This window comes from Acetivibrio mesophilus (assembly GCF_004102745.1).
Classification (GTDB): domain Bacteria; phylum Bacillota; class Clostridia; order Acetivibrionales; family Acetivibrionaceae; genus Hungateiclostridium; species Hungateiclostridium mesophilum.
Window position 1 is genome coordinate 373,537 of the sequence record NZ_RLII01000001.1, and the last position, 12,648, is coordinate 386,184.

7 protein-coding genes are annotated in these 12,648 nt (G+C 36.7%); all 7 read left to right on the forward strand.

Annotated elements, in window-relative coordinates; translation table 11 throughout:
• The first annotated feature begins 42 nt into the window (after positions 1–42).
• The 7 genes from EFD62_RS01825 (at position 43) to EFD62_RS01855 (ending at position 12,589) form a co-directional block, all read left to right on the forward strand.
• A complete protein-coding gene (locus EFD62_RS01825) occupies positions 43–771 on the forward strand; it encodes a hypothetical protein (protein WP_069194568.1) in 729 nt (242 codons plus the stop codon).
• Positions 772–816: 45 nt separating this feature from the next.
• Positions 817–2,763 carry an FAD-binding protein gene (locus EFD62_RS01830; protein WP_083225144.1) on the forward strand — a complete coding sequence of 649 codons (1,947 nt, stop codon included), beginning with the start codon at positions 817–819 and terminating at the stop codon, positions 2,761–2,763.
• A gap of 8 nt (positions 2,764–2,771) precedes the next feature.
• Positions 2,772–3,827, forward strand: coding sequence for an FkbM family methyltransferase (locus tag EFD62_RS01835; protein WP_069194567.1), 1,056 nt, complete (start codon positions 2,772–2,774; stop codon positions 3,825–3,827).
• Between the two features lie 26 nt (positions 3,828–3,853).
• Positions 3,854–5,014 (forward strand): hypothetical protein, encoded by a 1,161-nt coding sequence (locus EFD62_RS01840; RefSeq protein ID WP_128705655.1) that lies wholly within the window; start codon positions 3,854–3,856, stop codon positions 5,012–5,014.
• Between the two features lie 136 nt (positions 5,015–5,150).
• Positions 5,151–5,417: a phosphopantetheine-binding protein gene (locus EFD62_RS01845; protein WP_083225142.1), complete on the forward strand. Its 267-nt coding sequence runs from the start codon at positions 5,151–5,153 to the stop codon at positions 5,415–5,417.
• 49 nt (positions 5,418–5,466) lie between these two features.
• On the forward strand, positions 5,467–8,058 hold the full coding sequence (gene uvrA, locus EFD62_RS01850) for an excinuclease ABC subunit UvrA (RefSeq protein WP_069194565.1): 2,592 nt from the start codon (positions 5,467–5,469) through the stop codon (positions 8,056–8,058).
• A gap of 55 nt (positions 8,059–8,113) precedes the next feature.
• Positions 8,114–12,589 (forward strand): non-ribosomal peptide synthetase family protein, encoded by a 4,476-nt coding sequence (locus EFD62_RS01855; RefSeq protein ID WP_069194564.1) that lies wholly within the window; start codon positions 8,114–8,116, stop codon positions 12,587–12,589.
• Positions 12,590–12,648: the final 59 nt, after the last annotated feature.

Here is a 12,648-nt window from a genome sequence, read left to right on the forward strand (position 1 = left end):
TTCTTATTGACAATACTATCATTAGATAATGAGGTGGTTTTAATGTATCCTAAGAGTTTACGCTCAGTTAGCATCGCTTCAGTAGAAGTGGTAGCTAATATTATTCCTTTATCAACATACGGAGGCAAGTGCGATGTGGCTGAGATTGCTGCAACTATTAGACTATGTGAGCCCATGTGTGAAGATGTATGTATTATTTTTCCATATATAGATTCTATCTATAATCCGGAAGTTTTTACTCATAGTAGCAAGCAAATTTTGAAGTCTTTTAAGAGTGAAGATTCGGAAGAAAAGCAATTATTAGAGTTAATAGATGCATCCTTTGAGCGACTCAAAGTTGAAACCGATGAAGAAAAAATAAATATGTTGATTGAATTGTTATATTCATATAAAGAGTTGAGAAAGTGTGAATATGTTCTAAATATTCCGGAGGGACAACAGTTTTTAAAAATATCCTTTAAAAAAGAAATACCAAAAATAGATAATGGGATAAATAAGTTTGATATGGGTGACTTTCTTTCATATTTTTCACTTAAAGGTGATTCGAGCAATTTAGGAAATATTACAGTATTAATGCCATCAAAAAAGTTGGATATGTTGATTGCTACATGTAAACCTCCAAATGGATTAGAATGCGCGATTGACAAGTATATAATTGCAGAAAGAGTAGTATTATCACAATTTTGGAGTTGTGGTCCAAGCATAGAGGTGTCATATAGGTATCATGAAGAAAACCAAAACGATTATATTAATAGTAGTACTGGATTATAAAGATGTTTTTTCAAGTTGATTGAATAGATAGAGCGAGAAATATGAATGGCAAGGGGAGGAGAGTATATACTGGATATCATTGTTTGTATAAAGGCAGTACCTGAAACAAATGATCTGAAAATAAACAGTCAATCAAATACGGTTGTACGTGAAGGTACGAAGTCTGTTATCAACCCTTTTGATGTTTATGCTGTTGAAGAAGGTCTAAGAATCAGAGAGAGAGAGGGTGGAACTGTTTCAGTTGTTAGTATGGGTATACTGTCATCAGAAGCTATCTTGAGAGAGACGATAGCAATGGGGGCAGACAAGGCAATACTTCTAAACGATAGGTGTTTTGGAGGTTCTGACACACTGGCTACTGCTTATATCTTATCAAGGGCGATAAAAAAAATTAATAAATTTGATTTGATTATTTGCGGGCGACAATCTATTGATGGAGATACTTCCCAAGTGGGGCCCGAACTTGCTGAAAAGCTTAATATTCCACATATCACTTGTGTATCAAAAATAGAGAAAATATCAAGAGACAGCATTGTATGCAGAAGGCTTACTGAAGACGGATATGAGATTATTGATGTGTCATTGCCGGCGCTCATAACTGTTACAAAAGGCATCAATGAGCCTAGGACCCCAAGGATAAAGGATAAACTAAAAGCAAAAAATGTTCCAATTAGAATATTAAACGCTGAGGATATTCATGCAGACATAAATTATTGTGGATTAAAAGGTTCTCCAACAAAGGTAATAAAAACCTTTACTCCATTTTATCAAAATAAATGTGAAATTATATACGGTACACTGGAAGAAAAGGCAAAAGAGTTGGTTAATAAATTGCTTGCTAGGGATGCGCTTTCAGAATTTAGAGATATTTTTGAAGAACAAGACAATTCAGGCTATAATATACAACGTTTTGGTAGCCCTATGTTTCCGATTCATATTGAATCGAAGGGTCCTCAGATAATTGGATATGATAGCAATTTGAAAAATGAATATAGGGGAATTTGGATTTTCGGAGAGCAAAAGAATAATACTCTTTCAAGTATAACTTTTGAGCTTTTAGGTACAGGGAGAAGACTTGCAGATAAACTGGGAGTTCCACTTTGTGCAGTAATTTTCGGTGAGGACATTGAAGAGTTGGCTCATGTATTAGCTCAAAATAGTGCAGACAAAGTATATATGGTAGATCACCCTTCTTTAAAACATTATATTGATGAGTTGCATACTGATGTATTTGTCCAGTTAATCCGTAAACATAAACCCGAAATAGTTCTTATTGGTGCAACAACATACGGAAGGTCGTTGGCTCCAAGAATAGCTTCAAGGCTAAATACTGGGCTGACGGCAGATTGTACTGATTTAGATATTGATTTGGAAAAAAGACTTCTGCTTCAAACACGACCGGCATTTGGAGGCAATTTGATTGCTACGATTATTTGTCCTGAGGCTCGACCGCAAATTTCTACAGTTCGCCCAAATGCAATTAAAGAGAAAATAGCAAGCAGGATTCCAACAGGCAGGGTTATTCGTGAAAATGTAACTATACCTAAATATTTAAGAAGTAAGATAGTGGAGACAGTTTCAAATGAAACTGAAATAGTAAACCTTATCCAAGCGGAAATAATCGTTTCGGTAGGAAGAGGAATAGGGTGTCCTGAAAATATACCTGTAATTGAGAATTTGGCAAAGATACTTAATGGTGCAATAGGAGCAACACGGGCTGTTGTTGATTTGGGGTGGATTGATTACAGTCATCAAATAGGACAAACTGGTAAAACTGTTGTGCCCAAAATATACATTGCGTGTGGAATCTCCGGTGCAATACAACATATAACCGGGATGTCAACTTCAAATATTATCATTGCCATAAACAATGATCCAAATGCCCCAATTTTTAAAGTTGCCGATTATGGTGTGATTGCAAATTTAATGGATTTTATTCCTGTTCTTACAAGCGAGCTGGCAAATAAAATCGAAAACTATACTAAAAAATGAGGGATACAATGGGGGAGACAAATATTGTAGAGTTGTATAAAAAAGCGTTTTCCGCTTGTTTAGATCAAAAGCAAAAGCTAATTAATTCTTCCAACCAAAAAAAGCAGCTTTCAGAGTTTATTCCATTTTATGAAGAAGATAAGAGTTTTTATGAAGAAATAAAACAGTCCTATGACGAATGGAAAGCATCGGGTGAGATTTTAATTAGTGCTGGATTATTGAAGCAATTAAGCGATGTATATAGTGCTTTGCAAGATGAAGAATCTAAGAATGTATTCCATTGGTATATTCAGTCAAGAATTGCATTTACTATTCTTGAGGATACAGATACGGCAGAGCAAATATATCCTTATCCAACTAAAAATAAGAAGTACACTCTTGCAAAGCTTGCTGCCAAAAAAATAAAAAAGGAAGGCAACTTGTTTATCATTGATGGGTATAGCTTAGATTCAGAGCTATATCTTGTCTCGGAATCCTGGATTTGTGAGACATATTTATTAGAAGGAAAATGTGAGCCTAAGAAAGGGGATATTATCATAGATGCCGGAGCATATAAAGGTGAAACTGCTGTGTGGTTTGCAGATAAAACCCAAGGCTACGGCAAGGTTTATTCATTCGAGGTTTTGCCCTCTCACGTTTCTGCAATAGAACGTAATATTAAGATTAATAAATTAGAAGAATCAGTACAAGTAATTAAAAAAGGATTGTGGGATAGGAATACAACCATCCGCATAATAGAAAGCGGAGATGCAACGAAATGCACCCCTCAGGAGGGGCAGTTAGAAATTGAAGTTATTACCCTGGATTCCTTTGTAAAAGAAAATGACATAAAGAGTGTGGATTTTATAAAAATGGATATAGAAGGCGCAGAATTAAAGGCGCTAAAAGGGAGTATCGATACAATAAAAACTTTTAAACCAAAGTTAGCAATTTGTGTTTATCATAAATATATGGATATAGTAGAAATACCTTTATGGCTTAAATCTATAGTTCCGGAGTATAAAATATATCTTGGGCAAAAAACGCCTTCTCCTCACAGTTTGGTTCTATATGCTTCTATTTAAAAATTAATTATAAAGGTGTTGATGCAATGAATGCTTTAGTAGTATTTCCTATAACAATGCATAACTACTCTTTTTCCGCACCTGCTTGTTGGCTGTTTAGCAAAAATAAAGACAAGGTAAAAGGAGTATACGGTTTTGAACTTAATGAGAGGCTTGTACGGGAATATGACTTTTTTATTATCGAACTTAACTGGTTTATACAACTATATGAATTTTTCCATATTGTTAATTACATAAAGAGCATCAATAAGAATGCTCGGATACTATTTGGAGGTTTATACTCTGCATTGAAATATGAAGAAATATTTAAAAGGGCTGATGTTGACTACTATATTCAAAGTGATAACGAATTACCTATAGATTACTTATTAAATGATTACAGTATTGATAAAATTCCTAATCTTATAGGACGTAACTTTCGTAACCCGGTAAGTTACGTTTTTACTGAAAGCGATTATAGGGATCTTGAATTTGATCTTGATTGGTTTCCGTCTTACCATAAATATGTAAGCAGAACCTCGGATTATTATATGGAGGACCAGAATTATTCAAGGCTATATGAATATAATGATCAGTATAATTTGCCTATGATAATAACCTCAAAGGGCGGTTGTACAACAATGCATAAGGGATGTAACAATTGTATGGGCTCAAAACACGAGGTTTTGAGGGAGATATATCACCGACCGCCTATAAAAATGAGTAATGATACACTGTTATATCTATTACGCAAAATTGAAAAGAGGTTCAAAAAGGCAAGTATGCTAATTCTTTCAGAAAATGATTATGACTTTTCCAATCAATTTTTTGACATTGATATGAGTGTTGAAATTGATTCTAATATGCCGGTTGAATTAATAGAAAAAGTGCTTTACGCATTTCCAAGATGTATTATGAATGTAGGTATTTACAATGAAGGTGTAAGTGGATCTTCCATAAGAAAAGACTATAAAAAATTGCTGCAGTCAGAGGATGAAAACCACAAGGTGTCATTCTTTGTATATAGTAAAGATATTGAGCTTGTTGATATACCTGAAAATCGTCGTTTGTACTCGGAAGATACATTTCCTAAATGGGCCTACTGGGATTTTTATAATGATTTTGATGCCGCCTTAAGGTTTAGTAAATTCTTCTACTCTAAAGTAAATGAAAATATGAAATTTACCAAAATATTCAAGTCTACATAACACATCGAAGCAAAAACATGTATGAATATAGTTGGCAAGAGCTATACGTACGAATGCATATTAACGGTCCATAAATTGCATTAGTATTTTAAATATATTGAATTTTTACAAATACAATGAAGGAGAGGATATTACTATGCCCATATTAAGTTCTGAACAGGTAAGTGAAAAAGTTGTAAAAGTTCTAAGGAATCATTTGGATTCATCAAGTGAATGTACAGAAATATCAACGGAATCAACCCTTGATGAATTGGGGTTGGATTCTTTTAAAGCCATCCATGTACTACTTGATTTGGAAGAGGAATTTCAGATACAAATTCCTGACTCAATGTTGTCCCCTGAAATTTTTGCTTCTGTAGGTGCTTTAAAGCATGCTGTAGAGTCAATTTTAGAATCTCAGTAAGTTTAAATACTTGACTTATAAAATATTGGAGATACAGGAGATAGTTAAAGTGAATGACTACATTATTATAAAAGGAGCAAAAGAGAACAACTTGAAAAACATTTCGTTAAGTATACCAAAGAATAAGTTAGTTGTTCTTACAGGTCTTTCGGGTTCTGGAAAATCGACATTAGCTTTTGATACTCTGCAGAAGGAATGTCAAAGGCAATATATGGAATCTATGGGGATGGTAACAGATTTTATAAGCAAGCCAAACGTGGATGCTATTATAGGCTTATCTCCATCTATCAGTGTTGACCAATATGTCTCAAATCGTAATCCCCGGTCAACAGTAGGCACAGTAACTGAAGTGTTTACCTATCTTCGTATATTGTTTGCAAAACTGGGACAGAGACCGTGTCCGAAGTGTGGAGAGATTATATCCCCAAAATTTGAAGTAAGTGAAAATGCGAACACAGATATGTGGGATGGAGAATTGAATGAGGGAATTGTAATAAATAGTGACGAAGCTGTCGGTGAAAACGAAGGTTCAACAGAGGAATTTGGGAATACAATTCAGTGTTCAAACTGTGGAGAGTTGTTACCTGAGCTTACCATGAGTCACTTCTCATTCAATCGTCCCGATGGAGCGTGTCCAGAGTGTACAGGCTTAGGTGTAACTAGTACTCCAAATATATCAATGATTATTAATGAGGATCTTAGTATAAAAGATGGAGCTGTAGAAGGGTGGTACGACTATCATAAAGCAAAGTATTTGGATGTATTAAAAAGTGCTGCAAAACACTATGGATTTTCTTTTGATGAGGATGCACCTATCAAGGAGTATACACAGGTGCAAAAGGATCTTTTGCTGTATGGTGTTTCTAGTTCCCAATTCCGTAGGCATTATCCTAAGGTAAAGCCACCAAACTCTATTGCTAACGGGCGTTTTGAGGGTGTAATTACTGCATTGATGAGGCGTTATGCTGAAAGCGCAAATGATACAAGCAGCCGTGAAAAAATTGAAAAAATGCTTATACAAAAAGTATGTCCCAGTTGTAATGGGACTCGTCTGAAAGAGGAAAGCAGAAAGGTTACTGTAGCAGGAAAATCAATAATAGACATATCAAATCTTTCTCTATTTCAGCTGAGCGAATGGGTTGCAAGTTTGCCCAAGTTTATTTCGAGCGAGGGCATGAATATATGTCTACCGATTATATCGGATCTGAGCGAAAGGTTAAAAAGACTTATTAATGTCGGTGTGGGATACCTTAAAATGGAACGTTCAGCATCTACGCTCTCAGCAGGTGAGTCACAGAGGTTAAGATTGGCTTCTCTTTTAGGCTCCGGCCTTACTGGAGTTCTTTACGTTCTTGACGAACCCACTGTAGGGTTGCATGCAATAGATACTAAAAGGCTAATAACAGTAATGAGACAATTGAGAGATTTAGGTAATACTGTGCTTGTTATAGAACATGATGTAGAAATAATGAGGGCAGCGGACTATATAATAGATATAGGCCCAGGAGCAGGTAAGAATGGCGGAGAAGTAGTAGCAATCGGTGCACCTGAAGAAGTTGGGAAAAACAAGAACTCAATTACTGGACGCCATCTATCTGGAGTTGATTTTATCCAGATACCTTCCTCCAGAAGAAAAGGTAATGGGAAGTATATCTCCATTACCAATGCCTATGAACACAATTTGAAAAATATAAGTGTAGATATACCTTTAGGAATGCTTGCAGTTTTATCGGGTGTATCAGGTTCGGGTAAATCTACATTAATGTTTGATATCATCGGTCGTGCAGCGGAAATTCATTTTAGTAATATGGATAAGGTGCTGTGCAAATGTGATAGTGTGAATGGTTTAGAATATATTAATAATGTCATTACAATAGACCAATCTCCTATAGGCCGGACTCCAAGATCAAATGCTGCAACATATACGGATGTTTTTAAGTCAATAAGAAATTTATATGCTGAGCTTTCTGAAACTAAAATAAAAGGTATACAGGCAAAACATTTTTCCTTCAATGTGCCCGGTGGCCGTTGTGAAAAGTGTAAGGGGGCAGGTGTACTAAGTATCAGTATGCATTTCCTGCCGAATGTTCAAGTAAGATGTCCTGCCTGCCATGGAAGACGCTTTAAAAGAGAAATATTAAATATAAAATATAATGGATACAGCATATCGGATGTGTTGGATATGTCTATACAAGAAGCTGTGTCTGTATTTAAGGACATTAAGCCTATCTATGAAAAAATGTCCCTGATGGAAGAAGTGGGTCTAGGGTATCTACAGCTTGGGCAAGCAGCGACCACATTGTCAGGCGGTGAGGCACAGAGGGTCAAGCTTGCAAAGGAACTGAGTAAGAACAAAAAAGGACATACGCTATATCTTTTGGATGAGCCTACAACCGGGTTACACCCTCATGATGTACATAAGCTTATACCCCTGTTGCAGCGCCTGGTTGAAGCAGGGAATACTGTTGTTGTAATTGAACACAATTTGGACGTTATCAGTGTGGCTGATTGGATTATAGATTTTGGACCTGAAGGAGGAGACGCAGGTGGTGAAATTGTAGCTCAGGGAACTCCTGAACAAGTTGCTAAGGTAACAGAGTCAAAAACTGGATTTTGCCTCAAAGAGATATTTAGCTATTGAAGTCTATGGTGAAAATCTTATAGATTCAAAATGTTTTGCAGAATGGAGGGATAAAATGTCCGAGACAACGAATTACTGGGATTTCGTTAAGAATATGCTCAAGCAACATAAGCAAATGCCGAAAATACAGCCGACACCTCGGTATATAGATATACCATTAACGGTTGCCCAGCAGAGATTGTGGATTTTACAGCAAATGGATCCGAATAATACTGCCTATAATATGTTTATGCCGTTGAAGGTTAAAGGTGATATAGATGTTAATGCATTTGACAGAGCCGTAAATGAAGTTATCAAACGCCATGAGAGCCTGAGAACAGTATTTGCTGAAGAGGAAGGAAGTTCATACCAAAAAATTCTGCCGGAACTTAAAATCAAAACCGAAATAAAAGATTTCAGAAGTTCTCAAGATGAACGGTACAAACTTGCCTTTGAGTGGATAATGAATGAGACTGAAAGACCTTTTGATCTTGCCAAGGGCCCGTTGATTCGATGGGTTTTGGCGAGAGTCGATGACCAAGAGTCATATTTGTCTGTTATTATGCACCATATTATATCGGATGGTTTTTCTGTTAGCATCATGTACAATGAGATATCCAGCTTCTATGATGCTTTTACTAGAGGTAGAAATATAAATTTGCCAGAGCTGCCTGTTCAATATGCCGATTTTACAATTTGGCAGCGTTCGATTCAGAAGAAAAAGTTCCTTAAGACCCAGTTGGAATACTGGCAAAAAAAGCTTCCTAAGGATATCAGACCATTAGAACTTCCTACGGATAGGAAAAGACAGGCATCAATATCTTCTGACGGTAAAATGCATAGAATAATTATTCCGCAGGAAATTGTAAATGCTTTAAAAGAACTGAGAGCAAAAGAAGAAGGTGTGACACTTTTTATGATTCTGGTTGCAGCTTTCAGAGTGCTGCTATATCTGTATTCCGGGCAGGAAGATATCATAATAGGATCACCTCTGGCAAATAGGAATAGAAGAGAAATAAAAGACCTAATTGGATTTTTTGTAAACATGGTTGCCCTTTACACTGATATATCCGATAATCCGACATTTATGGAGGTCTTAAAAAGAGAAAAAAAGACATGTCTTGAAGCATATGAAAATCAGGATATTCCTTTTGAATATCTGATGGATGAGCTGAATATAAAGAGAGAATTGGGTAGAAATCCTTTGTTTCAAGTTGCCCTCTCATTCCAGAGCATTACTGATGACACCATTAAAATTGGTGATGCTATTGTTGAAAAAATGAATTTTGAAAAAAAAGGAGCCATGTTTGACATCACTCTGCTGCTTTATGACAGAGGGCATTCGGTGGATGGATGGATAGAGTACAGTACGGCTCTTTTTAATGCAGATACCATTGAGAGATTTTCAGAGCATTTCATAAATCTTTTAAGCGAAGTGGCAGAAAATCCTAACAAGAGACTATTCGATATACAATTACTGTCAAAGGACGAATTCAAAAGAATTGTAAAGGAGTGGAACAACACTCAGGCGGAATATTCGGAAGACCTTTGTATCCACCAGATGTTCGAGGCGCAAGTTGAAAAAACTCCTGATGCTGTCGCACTGTTTTTTGAAGGTAAAGAATTAACCTATAAGGAGCTAAACCGTAGAGCAAACAGACTGGCAAACTATCTTATAGAATTGGGTGTCAAAAACAACACTTTTGTCGGAATATGTATGGAACGTTCTTTTGAAATGATTGTTGGGCTACTTGCTATTTTGAAAGCTGGTGGGGCATATTTGCCGTTAGATCCCTCCTATCCTTGTGAGAGAATCGATTTCATGCTAAAGGACTTAAAGGTGGATATTGTCCTGACTCAGGAACGTCTTTTGGAAAAGCTGTCAGATGATATACCCCAAAGGATTTGCTTGGATATTCATGAATATTTATACGAGAAGCAGACTGAGGAAAATCCAAATGTCAAAGTAGATTCCGACAATCTCGCTTATGTAATCTATACATCGGGAACTACAGGGAAACCGAAAGGAGTAATGGTATGCCATAAACCTGTAATAAATCTTATCGAGTGGGTTAATAAAACATTTAATATAAATACCGAGGATAGGCTTTTGTTTGTGACATCTATCTGTTTTGACCTTTCTGTATACGATATATTCGGTATTCTTGGTGCAGGAGGGACGGTTCATATACCGCCAGAGGCCTCACTCAAGGATCCGGAGCAGATTTTATCAATCTTGTGCGAAAATCGTATAACCTTCTGGGATTCAGCTCCTGCAGCATTATCGCAGCTTGTGCCGTTTTTGTCAAGAATTAAAGAAGGAAGTAACACGACCAATCTCAGACTGGCATTTTTAAGCGGAGATTGGATACCTGTGAGTTTGCCGGATTCTATTAGGAATGTCTTCAAGAATGCACAAGTAATAAGTCTTGGTGGGGCTACAGAAGCTACAATATGGTCGAACTATTATGTGATAGGCGAGGTCAATCCGGAATGGAGCAGCATACCTTACGGAAAACCTATACAGAATGCCAAGTACTATATACTTGATAAAAATATGAAACCGTGTCCCATAGGTGTTCCGGGGGACTTATACATCGGAGGCGATTGTCTGGCTTTAGGCTATGCCAATCAACTGGAATTAACCAAAAAGAAGTTTATACCGAATATATTTTCCGATAAGCCAGGTGCCAAAATGTATCATACAGGAGACAAGGCTCGTTTCTGGAGTGATGGCACAATGGAATTTATTGGGAGGGTGGATAATCAGGTAAAAATTAGAGGTTTTAGAATTGAGATGGATGAAGTACAGACAGTTTTAGGCCAGTATCCGAAGCTTGCAAACGTTGCTGTCATAGCAAAAGAAATGAGTGCTGGAGACAAACGTTTAGTAGCTTTTGTGGTTCCGAAGGACGGTAATTCAATTACATCAGCAGAACTGAGAGAATTTTTGCGTACGAAATTACCGGAGTATATGATTCCATCCTCTTTTATTATGATTGACAGAATTCCAATTACCACAAACGGTAAGTTGGACAGGAATGCTCTTTTGGAATACTCTCCAAGCAAAGAGAGCACTGAGGAACATGTTGCACCGGTGAATAAGGCTGAGGAAACTTTAACTAAGATATGGTCCGAACTTCTCGGTATAGATGTCATCAGTACCACTGATAATTTATTCGATTTGGGCGGACACTCACTGCTTGTTGCTCAGATGGTTTTGCAGGTGAAACAGCAAATGGACATTGAAATTAGTGTAAAAGATATATTCACATATCCTACAATAAAAGAACTGGCAAACCAGATTGTGAATGGAGCTGTAGAAGAAAGGTTTGTAGATCTTGAAACGGAATCGTCCTTTGATTTCAGTCTTGAAATAGCCCAGCCGGGCGAAAGAAACGAATATGAAATGGAAAATATACTTCTTACCGGAAGTACCGGCTTTATCGGAAGATTTTTGCTCCATGAGCTTCTTTGCAGTACAGATGCCAAAATCTACTGCTTGTTAAAGGGAAATTCTGAAGAGGAAGCATTCGATAGACAAAAACAGATATTGGTATCAAATGGACTCTGGAAAGAGGAGTACGCAAACAGGATTATTGCATTGCCCGGAGATTTATCAAGACCGAGATTTGGTTTGAATGAAGAAAAATATATGGAGCTTGCGCGGACGATTGATGTTATTTACCACAATGGAGCCAATGCAAATTATCTTGGGCACTACAGCAGATTGAAGGATACAAATGTCAATGGTACTAAAGAAGTTGTAAGGCTTGCCGGATTGTATAAAGTTAAACCCATTCATTTTTCATCGACATTAACCGTATTCAGATCGGCCCAAAACAGGGTTGTCAACGAAGATACACCTATTGAAGATGAAAAGCACAATTATTTCCCGGGATATTTTGCTTCAAAATGGGTTGCTGAAAAAGTTGTACATATCGCAAGGGAACATGGTATTCCATGCAATATCTACAGGTTTGGTCTAATGCTTGGAGATACTGAACTTGGGAGATATGATAAGAATCAATGGTGTTATCAGTTAATCAAAAGCTTTATTCTCTTAGGATATTCATTTGATAAAATGCCGGATCTTAATCATGCTGTGTTGCCTGTAGATGTTGCTGTAAGGGGGCTTGTTAGCTTGTCTCTCAAAAAAGAGCTTTACAATAGAAATTTCTATTTATGCAAACCGAACAGAATACCGGTTCAAAGCTTTGTACATGTATACAACAAGATTACATCGAAGCCTATTAAAATCGTTAGTTTTTACGAATGGCTGAAAATAGCATCGGCACATGTCGATAAGGGAAATGCAGTACCATTCCTTCCATTTGTTCAAAATTTTGTAGGGACAAAAAGGGAGGAAGTGGAAAACTATATTAATGATGAAAGCAGAAAGCTGGACATAGACAATGCTAAGACATTTCAAGAGTTTGAAAACGCAGGGATTAGGATACCTGAGCTGGATGAGCAGCTTGTTGCAAAGTATTTCCGGTATATAGTCCAAAATGATGAGGAGCTTAAGATCTACAGTGAATATATGGAATAACATTTGTCAATCATATGTAAATATATCATTGAATAAAAATGAAAGGAAGGACAGGAGAT